We start from the raw sequence: 15929 nt of genomic DNA, 5'->3' as shown, positions 1-15929 counted from the left end.
GGTTCTGCGGCCCATGTTCCAATGCACATGGGCCGCTTGATGGCTTACCAGGAATTATAGCCGAGGTATTTGCCGGACATCTCGATCTTGACCCGGTCGCCCTTTTCGTGGGGCACGCGGATCACCTGCATGTCGAAATCGATGGCCGACATGATGCCGGTGCCGAATTTCTCTTCGATCAGCGCCTTGATGGTCGGGCCGTAAACTCCGACGATTTCGTACAGGCGATAGATGCAGGGATCGGTGGGGATGGCTTGCTCCCAGACCTTGGTCGGCGGCTCTTCCAGAACCGAGACCGCCTCTTGCGGCAGCGCGAGGGCCGTCACCAGCGCTTCGGCCTTGTCCTTGGGAAAGCCATTCATGCCCATGCAGGCCGAATGGGTCCAGACCGGCGACATGCCGATCTTTTCGGCGATGCCTTCCCAGGTCATCCCGGCCTGTTTCTTGGCCGAGAGGATCATCATGGTCACGTCTTCTTTGCTCATCATCGTGGGCACCTCAAAAGTATCTTTCATCTGTTGTCCTCCTGATTTGTCTTCAGCCGGTCGCGCCGACCTGTCAGTCGTTGACCGCCTGTAGGTGGCGGGCCGGTTCCGGTTCTGGTGCGGCTTCGGTGGCGGATTCTGCCGCAGTTTTGTCGATCCGCACGGTTTCGGGCCGCTGATCGGGATCGTCGCTTTTCTGTCCGGCCAGTTCTTTCGACCGCTGGCCAAGGAACTGCACCAGGTGGTTGCGGATGGCGTAGTAGTTGGGATGTTCGACGATCTCGGTACGGCTGCGCGGACGCGGGATGGTGATCTCCACCGACTCCGCCACACGGGCAAAAGGACCGTTGGTCATGAGCAGGATGCGGTCAGCCAGCAAGATCGCCTCGTCGATGTCATGGGTGATCATGAACACTGTCTGCTCGGTCCCGCCCCAGATCTTCAGGAGTTCGTCCTGAATGGTGCCCCGGGTCAGCGCATCCAACGCGCCAAAGGGTTCATCCAGCAGCAACAGCTTGGGATGGTTGGCAAAGGCCCGCGCGATGGAGACCCGCTGACGCATACCACCCGACAGTTGGCTCGGCTTGCGCTGAACCACATCGCCTTCAAGCCCGACCATGGCCAGATATTCCCGGGCGTGTTCTTCGACCTTGGCCTTGGACCAGTCGGGATAGCGCGCCTTCACACCAAAGGTGACGTTCTTCAGGGTCGAAAGCCAGGGCAGCAGCGAATAGTTCTGGAACACCACCCCGCGGTCCAGCGACGGGCCGGAGACCTCGGTGCCATCCATCTTGACCACGCCCGAAGTCGGCTCAGCCAACCCGGCAAGGATGTTCATGATCGTCGACTTGCCGCAGCCAGAGTGGCCAAGGATGCAGACGAACTCTCCCTTTTCGATGCCAAAGGTGGCGTTTTCGAAAACGGTCAGGGTGCCCCCCTGACCGTCGGGGAATTTCTGCGTCAGACGCTCGATACTGAGAAAGGGTTTAGGCATTGGAATGCTCCTATTCGGCGTAGGCGACGGCGCGCTGCAGGACACCAAAGGCGGCATCCAGCAACATGCCAACAACGCCAATCATGAGGATCGAGAAGATGACGGAGGTCAGGTCGAGATTGTTCCACTCGTTCCAGACGTAGTAGCCAATGCCGGTTCCCCCCACGAGCATCTCTGCCGCAACGATCACCAGCCAGGCGATGCCGATGGAGATCCGCATACCGGTGATGATGGTCGGCGCCGCCGCAGGCAGGATCACCGTGAAGGCGGTGCGCAAAGCGCCGAGTTCATGCGTGCGGGCCACGTTGACCCAGTCCTCGCGCACCCCGGCAACGCCAAAGGCAGTGTTGAGCAGCATCGGCCAGATCGAACAGATGAAGATCACGAAGATCGCCGAGGCCTCGCTGTCCTGAATAATGAAGAGCGCAAGCGGCATCCAGGCCAGCGGCGAAATCGGGCGCAGCACCTGAATGAAGGGGTTGAAGGCCTTATAGGCGACCTGGCTCATCCCGATAAGGAAACCCAGTGGGATCGCGATCAGCGCCGCCATCAGATAGCCGGTCAGCACCCGGTAGATGGAATAGCCGATCTGGATGCCGATGCCCTTGTCGTTGGGACCGGCATCATAGAAGGGGTTCGACAGCTGTTCCCAGGCCTTGGCGATCACCTGGCTTGGCGGGGGCACGCCCGCCTTGGGGGCCCCGCCGCCGGTCAGGCGCTCGTATTCCGTCAACTCGGACGCGGCCTTCTGGGCGGGAATGGCGGCCTCCCAGATCAGGAGGCCCACCACCAGCATCACCACGGACAGGATCACCGCGCGCTGATTGACTGAAAGGTTATCCAGCATGGATCACCCCTTTCTGATCGCAAAGCTGGACACGTATTCTTCGGGCTTGGCCGGATCGAAGGTCTTGCCCATGATGGTGTGCGATTTGTAGGTAACATCGGGCGCCTCGTAGCCGAGATCGTTCATCACCTTCTTGGCGTCGGCGGCCAGATAGACCTGCTCGGCCACCGTTTTGTAATCGACGTCGCCTTCGATATAGCCCCAGCGTTTCATCTGGGTCAGGATCCAGACCCCCATGGAATGCCAGGGGAAGGGGTCGAAATCGATCCGGTCGGGCACGCGCTGAACCTCGCCCAGACCATCGGCATAGGTGCCGGTCAGCACCTGTTCGATCACCGGAACCGGCTGGTTCAGATAGTTGGTCGGTGCGATGGCTTCAGAGATTTCCTTGCGGTTTTCGGGGTTTGACGCGTATTGCGTGGCGTCGATGATCGATTTCAGCAGGGCGCCGTATGTGTTCGGCAATTCGGTCGCAAAGGACAGCGGCGCGGCAAAGGCACAGCAGGGGTGACCTTCCCAGATGTCCTTGGTCAGCATGTGGATATAGCCGATGCCTTCCCAGACGGCGCGTTGGTTGAACGGGTCGGGCGACAGGTAACCATCAAGGTTGCCAGCGCGCAGGTTGGCGACCATCTCCGGCGGCGGCACCACGCGGATCTGGATATCGACATCCGGGTCCAGCCCGTGCTCGGCCACGTAATACCGCAGCAGGAAGTTGTGCATCGAGTATTCAAACGGCACGCCGAAGGTGAAGCCTTTCCATTGTTTCGGATCGCGCTTGTCCAGGTGTTCGTTCGACAGCACGATAGCCTGGCCGTTAATGTTCTCGACTGCGGGCATGATGTAGGGTTCAGCGATGGATCCGGCGCCCAGTGTCATCGCCAGCGGCATCGGTGTCAGCATGTGGCTGGCGTCATATTCCCCCGACAGCGACTTGTCGCGGGCCACGGCCCAGCCGGCCGTCTTAATGACCTGCGCATTGAGGCCATAGCGCTCGTAGAAGCCCATCGGCTGCGCCATGATGATCGGGGTGGCACAGGTGATCGGAACAAAGCCGATGTTGAGATCGGATTTCTCCGGCGGGCCCAACTCGTCGAGGATCGCCGCCTTGGCCTGTTCCATCGGAAAGACCGAGGCCAGCGCCGCAGCCACCGTGCTGCCGCCCAGCATGCCCATGAAAGAGCGGCGACCGATGTCATTGTGCCCAAAGACCGAGCGCACGATGGCGCTTTCGACGGCGCGCTCCATCATGTCGTCAGAGGACATATGCTGCGGCTCGGTGTGGCCCTTGTCATGGCCGTGTCCGGATAGGCATCCATCGCAACCGCAATCGGCGCCGTGTCGCAGATCGGTCTTATCCGAGAACGGATTTCCAAGGCTCTTTGTCGTCATGGGTGTCCCCTTTCAGTCAATGTTTCGTAAACTCTGACAGTCGCCACAGGACAAAAAAAGCAGCCGCCCAACATTTGTGCAGCAAACAAAAACACATTATTTCAGTACGTTATGCTGATTTCTGGACGCCCACATTTACGACATATCGTAAATTACGAAATTTCGTTTAAACCTGACGAGGGCGGAGATTAACCTTTTCCCATGTCACTCGATCTTCTCAACGCCGATTCCCTTTTGCAGTCGATTCCCGAGGCCATGCTTGTCCTCGACACCACGGAAGACCGGGTGGTTGACTGGAACCAATCCGCTGCCCGGCTCCTCGGAAACGGGCACGACGGCAGCGCGCCCCTGCCCTTCTCACACTACCTGGGCAAGGACATGCCCCGCTTCGTGGTGTTCCTCGAGGAGGTGGATCATCGCGGCGCAAGCTGGACCCGCGATGTTACCCTGCGGGCCGGGGACGGTAGCGCGCTGAGCTGCGAACTCCGGGCCCAGCCGGTGCCCGGGCAGGACGGCTGGATCATCCTGGCGCTGACCGATCTGCGCGCCCTTGATCAGCGCGCCGAAACTGCTGCGCTGGCGGAAACCTTTCGTGCCGGCCTTGTGAACTGGAAACGCACCGAAGGTTTCTTTGCCGAGCTGGAACGCCAGAACCAGCTGATCCTCAACGCTGCAGGCGAAGGCATCTACGGTGTCAACGCCGAGGGCAAGACCACATTCGTCAACCGCGCGGCGCGTGAGATGCTGGGCTGGACGTCTGAGGATCTGCTGGGCAAGGACATCCACTCGATGATCCACCATCATCACCTCAACGGCGAACACTACCCGTCGCAGCAATGCCCGATCTACCGCTCCTTCCGCTTCGAACAGGTCCACCGGATCGAGGACGAGGTATTCTGGCGCAAGGATGGCAAGCCGATCCGGGTCGAATATGTTTCGACCCCGATCTATGATCAGAAGGTGCTGGTTGGGGCGGTGGTGATCTTCCGCGACATCACCGAGCGCAAGGAAAGCGAACGCAAGCTGCGCGAGGCGATGGAAGAGGTCGCGGCCCTACGTGACCGGCTGGAACAGGAAAACGCCTATCTGCAGGAGGCAATCACATCAGAGCGCGCCCATCACGACATCATCGGATCCTCGCCCGCCATCCGGCAGATCGTGGCCCGCATCGATCTGGTGGCCAAGACAACGGCGACTGTCCTGATCAGCGGCGAAACCGGCACCGGGAAATCGCTGGTCGCCACCGAAATCCACAAGACCAGCCCCCGCGCCCGGCGCCCGCTGATCCATTTCAAATGCAGTTCCGTCGCCCCCGAGGAGGTCGAGGCCGAACTGTTCGGCCAGATGCGCGGCGCCCCGAATGGCGCCATGCGCGACAAGCCCGGCAAACTGGAACTGGCCCACGGCGGCACCCTGTTCATCGACGATGTCGAGGAACTGCCGGTCGAAATTCAGGGCAAACTGCTGCACGCCCTGCAAAGCGGATCCGTCACCCGGCTGGGCGATACCCGGGAAAAGCCGCTCGATATCCGGGTGATCGCGGCGACCTCGCTGGCTGAGGAGACCGTGCGCCGCACCGGGCGCATCCGCGAGGATCTGTTTCTGTTCCTCAACGTCTTTCCCATCAACTGCCTGCCACTGCGCGACCGCCGCGAAGACATTCCGCTGCTGGCCGCACACCTGCTGAAGATCGCCTGCCGCAGGCTGAACCGGCCGGTGCCGGTGATCACCGAACGGGTGATGCAGCAGATGCAGGCCTATGACTGGCCCGGCAACGTACGCGAATTGCACAATGCGATGGAGCGCGCCGCCATCGTCTCGCAGGATCGCAAGCTGGTCATCGAACTCTCCGGCACGACCCAAGACGCCCCGGTGCCCGGCACCAGGTTCCATACCGAGGCCAGAATGCAGGAGATGATCCGGGACAATATCATCGCCGCCCTGCGCGAAGCGGGTGGGCGCGTCTCCGGCCCGACCGGCGCCGCCGCCCTATTGCAGATTAAACCGACGACGCTCTATTCGCGGATCAAGTCCTTTGACATCACGCCGCTGGACTGGGGCTGAAGTCAGACAGCAGTCACGGCCTTTGGACCCTCGGCGGTCTGGCCCGCCGCCGTTTGCGATTGCACTGTGGGCACCCCGCCCTCTGGCCAGGTGACCAGCAGGATCGCGCAGCCGGTGATGTGGCAGGCCGCGATGACATCCGCCAAAGAGCCGACAGTGGCAGCAAAATGCCGCTCCCCGGGTTTGGAGACCTCCACCGCGATATCAACGGGGCTGTCCGCAGGCAGGCCTTTCTGCATCAACTGATCCGCGAGCCGCCGCGCCTGACGCACCGACATGTAAAAGGCCGTCGTCGTGCCCGGTCCCGACAGGCGGGTGCAATCGGGAAAAGGATCGCTGGCACAGCCGGTGCCCGTAGTCAGCACCAGCGCATTGGCAACACCGCGACTGGTCAGGCTGCGCCCCAGCGCCGCCCCAGCGGCTGAGGCTGCAGTGATGCCAGGCACCAGCTCAACCGGGATGCCCGCCTCATCAGCCGCCTCCATCTCTTCGCTGGCGCGGCCAAAGATGCCGGGATCGCCGGATTTCAGCCGCACAACGCGGCGTCCTTTCAGAGCTTCGGTTACGATCACGCGGTTGATCTTCTCCTGCGGCCAGCTGTGCGCCCCGACATGTTTTCCGACAAAAACCATTTCAGTACCGGGCCGGGCAAGCTCCAGCACTTCGGGATCGACCAGCCGGTCGTAGAAAATCACGTCGGCCTGCTGCAGGCGTTTGACGGCGCGCAGGGTCAAAAGGTCCGCCGCCCCCGGCCCTGCCCCGACCAAGGCGATATGACCTTTTGCCTGCCGTTCCTTCGGCGTGGAAGGGGCGCTAAGCTGGGGTGTCATCCGGTCCAGCGTGCGGCCCACCCGCGCCAGGATGAGGGAGGCAGGCCCTGAAGCGAGAGCAAGTGTTTGCACCGGGACAAACAGGGGGATGTGAAACAGCCGTTGCAGCAATGTCATGGGATGTCCTTTCAGGCTGTCAGGGGAAGCGATGTCGACGCGTGAGTACCATCGGGAAAGTGCAAGGGGCTGTCGGCACAGCCCAGCGTGTCCATGGCAAGATGAGCCGTGCCGAGGATGATTTCGGATTCGAAACGCGGCAGGGCGGCGGGGCTGACTGCGACCTTCAGCGAGTTGATCGGCCTGGCGCTGTCCGCCAGCCGCCGGGTGCCTTCCAGTCGGGCCGCCTCGGTTTCCTGCCAGGGGGCACCGTCCCGCAAACCGAAGGCCTCGATGGCCTTGGCCGGGTGGCGTTCGAATTCGCCGCCGCCCCCCTTGATCACGGTCAGGGATCGCAAGCCAAGTCGCTGGGCGGCATCGGCCTGCAACAGCCGGTAGGAGGGGTGAAAGACGCCCTGAACACTGGCAGCCGCGCCAGCGGGGTTTAGCATCCGGCACACCGTGTTGACGCAAGAACGCAGGCCAAGCACGGCACGCAGGGACAAGAGGTGCATTAGGGGCGGGCAAAGATTTTCCAGCGGCATATAAACGATATTCCCTGCGTTCAGCGCGGCTTCAGCCTCGGCGGGGGTATGGGCAATCGGGATGCCAAGGGTTTCAAGACCGTTTCGCACAGTGGGATCGGATCCGTTCCAGCCATGCAGCATCGCCCGTTTGCCGCTTTGGGCCACCATCAGCGCCGAGACAAGGAACCAGGGCAGCCCACGCGTGCGCCCTGCCGCATAGGACGGCCAGTCGAGGTCGACCCGCGGCAGCGCCGGGGCCTGTTCTTGTGCGGCAGCCGCGAAACCGGCGATCTCTTCCGCCGTTTCGCCCTTCATGCGCAAGAGCATCAACAGCGCGCCAATGGCCTCGGGCGCGGCGTCCTTGCCCAGCATCAGGGTCATGGCGTCCCGCGCTTCGTCTTGGGTCAAAGAGCGGGAGCGTCCGGGGCCACGGCCCAGGGTGGCGACATGACCGGCCAGGCTCATTCCGCAGCCTCCCGCTGATGGGTGCTTGCCAGAATGGCGGCCAGTTCCGGACGGCAGGAACCGCAGTTCGTACCCGCCTCCAGTGCGACACCGATCGCTTCCACTGTCATCAGGTGCTGGGTTTCGATGGCACTGATGATGGTGTTGATCCCAATCCCGAAGCAGGAGCAGATCACCGGACCGGGGTCAGGCACATCCGCCGGGGGGCGACCGGTCAGAACCTCTGTGCCTGCCGCATCCGGGAGCGTGGCAAGATAGTCCCGCACCACCGCCACCGGTTCCCGGTCGACAAACAGGGCCGCAAGCAGGCGCCCCTTGTCGAACAGGGCGATCCGGGCCGTTCCCCGCGCGGGGTCCAGAATGGTGGCGGCTTCGGCGTCGGGCAGATCGAACAGGCGGCGGGCTTCCTCTTCCCAATCAGGGGCAGGCGCATATCCGGCCATCTCGGCGCGATAGCCGCCACGGGTGGGGGCCTGCGCCCAATAGTCGGCGTTTGGTGCCATTGGTCGGGTCGAGACGGCAAAACCATACCAGGCGGCCTCCATCTTCTGGACGGCAACGACGCTGGCCTTGCTTTCGGGCTGACCCGACACAGGGTCGGTTTCGGCTGCTACCAGATCGTCGATCCGGCCAGAGGGCGCGGTTTCCCCGGTCCAGTGGATCGGCGCAAAGACCTGCCCGGGTTGCACCGCGTCACTGATCCGGGCGCGCAGGATGGCGCTTCCATTGGGGCTGCGCACCTCCACAAGATCGGCAGGGGTGATACCCAATGTGGCGGCGTCATTGGGGTGCAGGTCAAGGAAGGGTTCCGGCATATGCGCGCCAAGGCGCGGTGAAAGCCCCGTGCGCGTCATCGTGTGCCATTGGTCGCGAAGTCGCCCGGTGTTCAGCCGGAAGGGGTACTTTGGCCCGGTCCTGGCTGCAGGCGGGCGATAGCGCAGCGGCAGCAGCCGGGCCTTTTTGTCGCCATGGTAAAAATTGCCATCGGCAAAGAACCGGCCACCGCTGCGATCTGCGATGACAGGCCAGCGTGTGGGGGCAAGGGTGTCATAGGCCGATGCCTCCAACCCGGAGAGGCCGGAGATGTCGAAATCGCGTCCGAACTGACCCGCGAGCCCAGAGAGGGCGGCATATTCACGGAAGATCTCAACCGGGCTTTCATAGTCAAAGGCCGCGTGCCAGCCCATGCGTTTGCCAACTTCGCAGAGGATCTGCCAGTCGGGGCGGGCCGCACCGGGCGCGGGCAGGGCCGCGCGCTGGCGGCTGATGGTTCGGTCGGAATTGGTGACGGTGCCGTCCTTTTCACCCCAGGCGCTGGCGGGCAGCAGCACCCGTGCCAGACGTGCGGTGTCACTGTGTTCGGTGATGTCACTGACCACGGTGAAGGGGCAGGCCTCGATCGCGGCGCGCACGGCGGCGGAGTCGGGCATCGACACGGCGGGGTTGGTGTGAATGACCCACAGCGCCTTGATCCGCCCATCGGCAACAGCGCGGAACATGTCCACCGCTTTCAGCCCCAGCACCTCGGGCATCTGCGGGGCCTGCCAGAAATCGCGCACCGCCTGACGGTGATCGGGGTTTTCCAGATCGAGATGACAGGCCAGCATGTTCGCCAGCCCGCCGACCTCGCGCCCGCCCATGGCATTGGGCTGGCCGGTCACCGACAGGGGCCCCATTCCAGGCCTGCCGATGCGCCCGGTGGCAAGGTGGCAGTTCAGAATGGCGTTGACCTTGTCGCTGCCGCTGGTCGATTGGTTGACCCCCTGGCTGTAGATGGTGACGGTCTTTTCTGTGCCGATCCACATGTCGCAAAAGGCGCGGACCTCCTCCTCCGACAGGCCGGTCGGGGACAGGGTCTCAAGCTGGGCTGCTTCGAGCGCAGCTTCGAACCCATTGGTGTGTTGCAGGAAATCGGGATCCACCGCGCCGCGCGCGCCGATCTCCCTCAGAAGGTGGTTGAACAGGGCCACGTCCGACCCCGGCTGCAAGGCCAGATGCAGATCGGCGCCGTCGCAGCTGGCGGTGCGGCGCGGGTCCACCACCACAATCTTGGTGCCGCGTGATTTGCGGGCCGCAAGAAGGCGCTGGTAAAGAACCGGATGGCACCAGGCGAGGTTCGAACCCACCAGCACCACCAGATCGGCCTCGTCCAGATCCTCGTAGGTGCCGGGCACGGTATCACTGCCAAAGGCACGTTTGTGCCCCGCCACGCTGGAAGCCATGCAGAGCCGCGAATTGGTGTCGATATTGGCCGAGCCGATGAAGCCTTTCATCAGCTTGTTGGCGACGTAGTAGTCTTCGGTCAGCAGCTGGCCCGAAACATAGAAGGCGACGCTGTCCGGCCCATGATCGCGGATCGACTGGGAAAACCGATCCGCAACCAGATCGAGCGCCGTGTCCCAATCGCTGTCCTGCCCGTCTATCTTTGGAGCAAGCAAACGATGCTCCAGCCCTAGAGTTTCACCCAAGGCTGAGCCTTTTGAACAGAGCCGCCCGAAGTTGGCCGGGTGGTCGGGATCGCCGCGCACGGAAAGCGCGCCGTTCTTGTCCTCAGACAACAGAACCCCGCAGCCCACCCCGCAATAGGGGCAGGTGGAGCGGATCCCGCCGGGCGCGCTCATGCGGCGCTCCGCCGGGCAAGGGCACTGGCATCGATCAGAATGCGCGCCCCTTCAAGTCGCAAGGGGTAGGTCTCGATCCGCCCGTCATCGGCACCCTGGGCCTCTCCGGTGTTGAGGTCAAAGACCCAGTTGTGCAACGGGCAGGTCACCGATTGCCCATGCACGATGCCTTCGGACAGCGGGCCGCCCTTGTGCGGGCAGCTGTTGGAGGCGGCAAAGACCTCTGCCTCGGCGGTGCGAAAAACCGCGATACAGCCCATCGGGGTTTTCAAAAGCCGCGCCCCGCGCAGGGGCACCTCGTCAATATGTCCGATATCGATCCAGCTCATTCCGCGGCCTCCAGGGTGAGATCGGCAAGGGGGGCATAAGCGGCGGATTTCTCCTCCACTTCCTTGGCCCAAGGGTCCTTGCGGTAGATGGTTTGCGACAGTTCAAACGCGTCGATCAGGCGCTGGCGTTCTTCCAGATCATCCACGACGCGGGCCTTCACCCAATCAAGGCCGACCTTGGCGACCCATTTGTAGGGCCGGTCGAGGTATTTGGCGTTCTCGCGGTAAAGCTGCATGAAGGCGGTGGCGAGGTCGAGCGCCTCTTCCTCGGTTGCCACATCGGCCAGCCGTTCGGTTTCCTTCACATCCATGCCAGCCGCGCCTGCGACACCGATCTGGTAACCGCTGTCGACGCAGACAACGCCCATGTCCTTGCAGGTGGCCTCGGCGCAATTGCGCGGACAGCCCGAGACGGCCAGCTTGACCTTATGCGGGGACCATGAGCCCCAGAGCCGTTTTTCCAGCTTGATGCCAAGGCCCGTGCTGTCCTGGGTGCCAAAGCGGCAATGATCCTTGCCGACGCAGGTCTTCACCGTGCGCAGGCCCTTGGCATAGGCATGACCTGAAACCATGCCCGCCTTGTTGAGATCGGCCCAGATATGCGGCAGATCCTCTCCCTTGACGCCCAGGAGATCGATCCGCTGGCCGCCGGTCACATGGACGGTGGGCACGTTGTATTTCTCGGCCGCATCGGCGATGGCGCGCAGCTCATCCGGGGTGGTCATGCCGCCCCACATGCGCGGCACCACTGAAAAGGTGCCGTCCTTCTGAATATTGGCGTGCTTGCGTTCGTTGACGAAACGGCTTTGCGGATCGTCCTGATATTCCACCGGCCAGTCGGCAAGCAGGTAGAAGTTCACCGCCGGGCGGCAGACATGGCAGCCATTGGGGGTTTTCCAGCCCAGCTCCTGCCAGACCGCAGCCTGAGATTTCAGCTCTTGTGATTTGATCAGGCGGCGCACGTCTTCGTGCGTCAGATCACAGCAACCACAGATGGGCTGCGCTGTGGGCGCGGCGTAGTCGTCCCCAAGGGTGACGGCCAGCACCTGTTCCACCAGTCCCGTGCAGGTCCCGCAGGAGGCAGACGCCTTGGTGCAGGCCCGCAATGCACCCAGATCGGTGGCACCATCGTGGATCGCCGAGACGATATCGCCCTTGCATACGCCGTTGCAGCCGCAGATTTCCGCATCATCCGGCAAGGCTGCAACGGCTGACAAAGGGTCCGCGGAGGCGCCCCCCTGATAGGCCGGGCCAAAGATCAGCGTATCGCGCATCTCGGCGATATCGCTGCCGTCCTTGATCTGACTGTAGAACCAGGCGCCATCGGCGGTGTCGCCGTACATGACGGCACCGATCAGTCGATCGCCTTCCAGCACCAGCCGCTTGTAGACGCCGCGCGCGGGATCGCGGAAAACGATATCCTCGCGCCCTTCTCCTTCGGCAAAATCCCCGGCGCTGAACAGATCGCAACCGGTGACCTTCAGCTTGGTCGAGACCTCCTTGTTCACGAAACGCGCGTCCTGCCCCAAGAGGGTCTGCGCCAGCACCTTGGCCTGATCGTATAGCGGCGCCACAAGACCAAAGAGAGCGCCATCATGTTCGACGCATTCGCCAAGGGCAAGGATGTCGGAATCCGAGGTCACCATGTGGTCGTCCACCACGACGCCCCGGTTGCAGGAAAGGCCCGTTGCCTCTGCCAGCGCCATGCTTGGGCGAATGCCCACCGCCATCACCAACAGATTGCAGGGTAGTTCGGTGCCATCCTCCAGCCGCAGGGCCTTCACATGGCCGGTGCCGTCATCCAGGATCTCCTTGGAGTTCGCCTGGCAAAGGACCTTGATCCCCTTCTCAACCAGCGATTTCCGCAAGAGATATCCGGCCGCCTCATCCAGCTGACGCTCCATCAGGTGGCCCATGATATGGACGACGGTCACATCGACGCCACGCGCGGCCATGCCTGCTGCCGCCTCCAGCCCCAACAGGCCACCACCGATCACGACCGCCTTTGTCCCGGGGGTGTCGCCAAGGGCCATCATCGCCTCGGTGTCTTCCAGATCGCGGTAGGGGATCACGCCCGCCAGATCATGTCCGGGCAAGGGGATCATGAAGGGGTTCGACCCGGTGGCGATGACCAGCTTGTCGTAAGCGACATCGCCCTTTTCGCCGCGCACGACTTTCTGCGCGGGATCGATGGCGAGGACCTTTTCACCAAACCGGCAGGTGATGCCATGCTCGGCGTACCAGTCTTCGTCATGGGTGACGATCTCGGCATAGGTCTTTTCGCCCGACAGCACCGGCGACAGCATCAGCCGGTTGTAGTTGCCGCGCGGCTCCGCATTAAAGAGGGTGATCTCATAGGCCTCTGGGTCCGCGTTCAGCAGATGCTCCAGCATCCGTCCCGAGGCCATGCCTGCCCCAATTATCACGAGTTTCTGCTTCATGGTCCTCACTCCGCAGCGACGGCGCTCAGCGCCGGTTTTTTCGGTTTCGCGCCATGCTCGTATTCTTCCAGGAAATCGAGCACCTCTTGCCGATAGCTGTAGTAATCCGGGTGTTCGAGCAGCGCCTTGCGGGTGCGTGGGCGCGGCAGGTCGACCTCGGTGATCTTGCCGATGGTGGCCTGCGGACCGTTGGTCATCATCACCACTCGGTCAGCCAGAAGGATCGCCTCGTCCACATCGTGGGTGACGCAGATGGCAGTGACCTTGGTGCGGGACCAGACCTCCATCAGCACCTCTTGCAGTTCCCAGCGGGTCAGGCTGTCGAGCATCCCGAAGGGTTCATCCAGCAGCAGGAGTTTCGGCGACAGGGCAAAGGCGCGGGCGATGCCCACCCGTTGCTGCATCCCGTTGGACATGTCGCTGGCCGGGCGGTCCATCGCATCGGCCAGGCCGACGCGCTCCAGATAGTATTCCACCACATCCTGCCGCTCGGCGCGGCTGGCACCCGGGTAGACCTTGTCGACCCCGATGGCGCAGTTCTCCCGTGCGGTCAGCCAGGGAAACAGGTTCGGCGACTGAAACACCACGGCGCGTTCGGGATCGGCGCCCTCCACATGGCGGCGGTCCAGCTTGATCGCCCCCTTGGAGATCGGGTTCAGACCCGCCGCCATGGTCAGGACAGTGGATTTGCCGCAGCCCGAGTGGCCGATCAGCGAGATGAACTCGCCCTTGTTGATCTTGAGGTTGAAATCCTCGACCACGGTGAGCGGCCCCTTCGGCGTGGGGTAGATCTTGTGCAGTTGCGAGAAGTCGAGGAAGCGTTCCTCGGTCGCGCTTTCCTGGGCCTTGGCCACCGCAGACGGCAGGCCATGAATCGGGGTGACATCCGGCAACAGGCGGGTGCCTTCGACCTTGGATTCGATGCCAACCTCCATCAGGTAGGAGGTGACCTGGCTGCGCAGGGTCTTGAACCCCTCGTGGTGGTTCATCTCGACCCGGTCGCGCGGACGGGGGATGGTGACACGGAACTCCTCACCCAGGGTGCCATCGGGATTGAGCGCAATGATGCGGTCGGCCAGAAGGATCGCCTCGTCCACGTCATTGGTGATGAGGACACAAGTCTTCTTGTCCGCCTCCCAGATCGCCTCGATCTCATCCGCGAGGTTGGCGCGGGTCAGCGCATCCAGCGCCGAAAGCGGCTCATCCAGAAGCAAAACCTCGGGCGACATGGCCAGGGCGCGGGCAACATTGACCCGCTGGCGCATGCCCCCCGACAGTTCCGCCGGGCGGCGGCTGGCGGCATGGGACAGGCCAACCATCTGGATGTAATGGGCGACCTTGGCGTCTTTTTCCGCCTTTGCCATCTTGGGGAACACGGTGTCGACGGCAAGGCGCACATTGCCCGCCACGGTCAGCCAGGGCATCAGCGAATAGCTTTGAAAGATCACACCGCGCTCGGGGCCGGGGCCTTCGATCTTCTGGCCGCGAAAGCTGACGGTGCCTTTGGTCGGGCTGTCGAGCCCCGCCATCAGGTTGATCAGCGTCGTCTTGCCGGTGCCGGAAAAGCCAAGGAGCACGAGGAATTCGCCTTCCTCCACCTCAAGGTTGATGTTCTTCAGCACATGGGTCTCGCCGGTGCCAGTGCCAAAGCTTTTGGAGACGTTGTCGAATGTCAGAATAGCCATGGCGATCACCGGTTGTTCGTGAATGTGAACAGGGACTGCAGCGCAAACATCACCCGGTCCAAGAGGAAGCCGATGATGCCGATGGTGAAGACGGCCACCATGATCTTGGCGAGCGAGCTGGAAGAGCCGTTCTGGAATTCATCCCAGACGAATTTGCCAAGACCGGGGTTCTGCGCCAGCATTTCGGCGGCGATCAGCACCATCCAGCCCACGCCCAGGGACAGGCGCAGCCCGGTAAAGATCAGCGGCAGCGCCGAGGGCAGCACCAGCCGGGTGATCTTGGTCCAGGTGTTCATTTTCAGGACCTTAGAGACATTCACCAGATCCTTGTCGATCGAGGCGACGCCCAGCGCGGTGTTAATCAGCGTCGGCCAGAGCGAGCACAGCGTCACTGTGATGGCCGAGATCAGGAAGCTTTTGGAGAACAGCCCGTCATTGGTCGCATAAACGGCGGAGACGATCATGGTGACGATCGGCAGCCAGGCCAGCGGCGAAACCGGTTTGAAGATCTGCACCAGCGGGTTGATGGCGGCATTTGCGGTGGGCGACAGACCTGCCGCGATGCCCAGCGGTACGGCAACGGCGGTGGCGATCAGAAAGCCAAAGAACACCGTGCGGATCGAGGTCCATATCTGCTGATAATAGCTCGGCGCGCCGGTATAGGCGACGGTCTTGACCTCATCGGCGCGGCCTGCGGCGATCAGTTTCTCGTTGCGCTTGGCCAGCATGGCTTCGAATTTTTCGCGCTTAGCCGCCTTGGCCTGCGCGTCTTCATGCAGGTTCACCACCTCGGCCCAGACCTGCGCCGGACCGGGTACTGCGCCAAGCGAGGTTTGCACCTTGGGCGCCAATGTACCCCAAAGCAGCAGGAATGCGAGGATCGCGATAAGTGGCACGGCGAGAAGGCGCCAGATTTCCTTGACCTGGGCCTGTGGGTTGTCGCCTGCAACGGCTTTCAGGATCGGAGTCATCCAGGCAAGGCCCAGAACCTGGAACCATTTGTCGGCGGTGTTGATCTTGGTGAACAGCCTTGCACGCCGGGCTTCGCGCTCCTCGGCAGCGGCAAAATCGGGGTCGGTCGTGGTCATCGGAAGAGCCTTTCGGAACCGGAGGTACAACGGAGAGGGGGGAGATAGAGCGCGCCGGTGCTGGC

General features: G+C 62.6%; 12 protein-coding genes. 1 reads left to right on the top strand and 11 read right to left on the bottom strand.

Going from position 1 to position 15929, the window contains the following annotated elements:
* Positions 1–44: 44 nt before the first annotated feature.
* Genes cynS through JL2886_RS13265 form a run of 4 tightly spaced genes read right to left on the bottom strand, consistent with a single transcriptional unit; the run spans position 45 to position 3718 of the window.
* On the bottom strand, positions 45–515 hold the full coding sequence (gene cynS, locus JL2886_RS13280; RefSeq protein ID WP_237028372.1) for a cyanase: 471 nt from the start codon (positions 513–515) through the stop codon (positions 45–47).
* A gap of 43 nt (positions 516–558) precedes the next feature.
* Positions 559–1479, bottom strand: a complete 921-nt coding sequence (locus JL2886_RS13275; RefSeq protein ID WP_065272442.1) for an ABC transporter ATP-binding protein — start codon at positions 1477–1479, stop codon at positions 559–561.
* Positions 1480–1489: 10 nt separating this feature from the next.
* Positions 1490–2326 carry a nitrate ABC transporter permease gene (gene ntrB / locus JL2886_RS13270; RefSeq protein WP_065272441.1) on the bottom strand — a complete coding sequence of 279 codons (837 nt, stop codon included), beginning with the start codon at positions 2324–2326 and terminating at the stop codon, positions 1490–1492.
* A 3-nt stretch (positions 2327–2329) separates the two neighbouring features.
* Positions 2330–3718, bottom strand: coding sequence for a CmpA/NrtA family ABC transporter substrate-binding protein (locus JL2886_RS13265; RefSeq protein WP_065272440.1), 1389 nt, complete (start codon positions 3716–3718; stop codon positions 2330–2332).
* A 201-nt stretch (positions 3719–3919) separates the two neighbouring features.
* On the opposite strand from JL2886_RS13265, the gene JL2886_RS13260 reads away from it, so the two are divergent.
* Positions 3920–5782: a sigma 54-interacting transcriptional regulator gene (locus JL2886_RS13260; protein WP_065272439.1), complete on the top strand. Its 1863-nt coding sequence runs from the start codon at positions 3920–3922 to the stop codon at positions 5780–5782.
* 2 nt (positions 5783–5784) lie between these two features.
* Here JL2886_RS13260 and cobA read toward each other — a convergent pair whose 3' ends face one another.
* The 7 genes from cobA to JL2886_RS13225 are packed head-to-tail and all read right to left on the bottom strand — an operon-like array spanning position 5785 to position 15864.
* A complete protein-coding gene (cobA, locus tag JL2886_RS13255; RefSeq protein WP_082996084.1) occupies positions 5785–6729 on the bottom strand; it encodes a uroporphyrinogen-III C-methyltransferase in 945 nt (314 codons plus the stop codon).
* Between the two features lie 11 nt (positions 6730–6740).
* Positions 6741–7700 (bottom strand): glycosyl transferase family protein, encoded by a 960-nt coding sequence (locus JL2886_RS13250; RefSeq protein WP_065272438.1) that lies wholly within the window; start codon positions 7698–7700, stop codon positions 6741–6743.
* Positions 7697–10321 (bottom strand): nitrate reductase, encoded by a 2625-nt coding sequence (locus tag JL2886_RS13245; RefSeq protein WP_065272437.1) that lies wholly within the window; start codon positions 10319–10321, stop codon positions 7697–7699. The genes JL2886_RS13250 and JL2886_RS13245 overlap by 4 nt, the downstream gene beginning before the upstream one ends.
* Positions 10318–10650, bottom strand: a complete 333-nt coding sequence (gene nirD, locus JL2886_RS13240; RefSeq protein ID WP_065272436.1) for a nitrite reductase small subunit NirD — start codon at positions 10648–10650, stop codon at positions 10318–10320. Before nirD ends, JL2886_RS13245 begins: the two co-directional genes overlap by 4 nt.
* A complete protein-coding gene (gene nirB / locus JL2886_RS13235) occupies positions 10647–13091 on the bottom strand; it encodes a nitrite reductase large subunit NirB (RefSeq protein ID WP_065272435.1) in 2445 nt (814 codons plus the stop codon). Before nirB ends, nirD begins: the two co-directional genes overlap by 4 nt.
* 5 nt (positions 13092–13096) lie before the next feature.
* The gene (locus JL2886_RS13230) at positions 13097–14776 is read right to left on the bottom strand and encodes an ABC transporter ATP-binding protein (RefSeq protein WP_065273696.1); all 1680 of its coding nucleotides are present in this window, start codon (positions 14774–14776) and stop codon (positions 13097–13099) included.
* 5 nt (positions 14777–14781) lie between these two features.
* On the bottom strand, positions 14782–15864 hold the full coding sequence (locus JL2886_RS13225) for an ABC transporter permease (protein WP_065272434.1): 1083 nt from the start codon (positions 15862–15864) through the stop codon (positions 14782–14784).
* Positions 15865–15929: the final 65 nt, after the last annotated feature.

It is taken from the genome of Phaeobacter gallaeciensis (genome assembly GCF_001678945.1).
Classification (GTDB): domain Bacteria; phylum Pseudomonadota; class Alphaproteobacteria; order Rhodobacterales; family Rhodobacteraceae; genus Phycobacter; species Phycobacter gallaeciensis_A.
The sequence above is the reverse complement of the archived record's forward strand: the minus strand, read 5'-3'. Positions and strand labels throughout refer to the sequence as shown.

Coding starts and splice junctions, on each gene's coding strand:
- cynS (WP_237028372.1), bottom strand. CDS start 515: ATGAAAGATACTTTTGAGGTGCCCACGATGATGAGCAAAGAAGACGTG.
- JL2886_RS13275 (WP_065272442.1), bottom strand. CDS start 1,479: ATGCCTAAACCCTTTCTCAGTATCGAGCGTCTGACGCAGAAATTCCCC.
- ntrB (WP_065272441.1), bottom strand. CDS start 2,326: ATGCTGGATAACCTTTCAGTCAATCAGCGCGCGGTGATCCTGTCCGTG.
- JL2886_RS13265 (WP_065272440.1), bottom strand. CDS start 3,718: ATGACGACAAAGAGCCTTGGAAATCCGTTCTCGGATAAGACCGATCTG.
- JL2886_RS13260 (WP_065272439.1), top strand. CDS start 3,920: ATGTCACTCGATCTTCTCAACGCCGATTCCCTTTTGCAGTCGATTCCC.
- cobA (WP_082996084.1), bottom strand. CDS start 6,729: ATGACATTGCTGCAACGGCTGTTTCACATCCCCCTGTTTGTCCCGGTG.
- JL2886_RS13250 (WP_065272438.1), bottom strand. CDS start 7,700: ATGAGCCTGGCCGGTCATGTCGCCACCCTGGGCCGTGGCCCCGGACGC.
- JL2886_RS13245 (WP_065272437.1), bottom strand. CDS start 10,321: ATGAGCGCGCCCGGCGGGATCCGCTCCACCTGCCCCTATTGCGGGGTG.
- nirD (WP_065272436.1), bottom strand. CDS start 10,650: ATGAGCTGGATCGATATCGGACATATTGACGAGGTGCCCCTGCGCGGG.
- nirB (WP_065272435.1), bottom strand. CDS start 13,091: ATGAAGCAGAAACTCGTGATAATTGGGGCAGGCATGGCCTCGGGACGG.
- JL2886_RS13230 (WP_065273696.1), bottom strand. CDS start 14,776: ATGGCTATTCTGACATTCGACAACGTCTCCAAAAGCTTTGGCACTGGC.
- JL2886_RS13225 (WP_065272434.1), bottom strand. CDS start 15,864: ATGACCACGACCGACCCCGATTTTGCCGCTGCCGAGGAGCGCGAAGCC.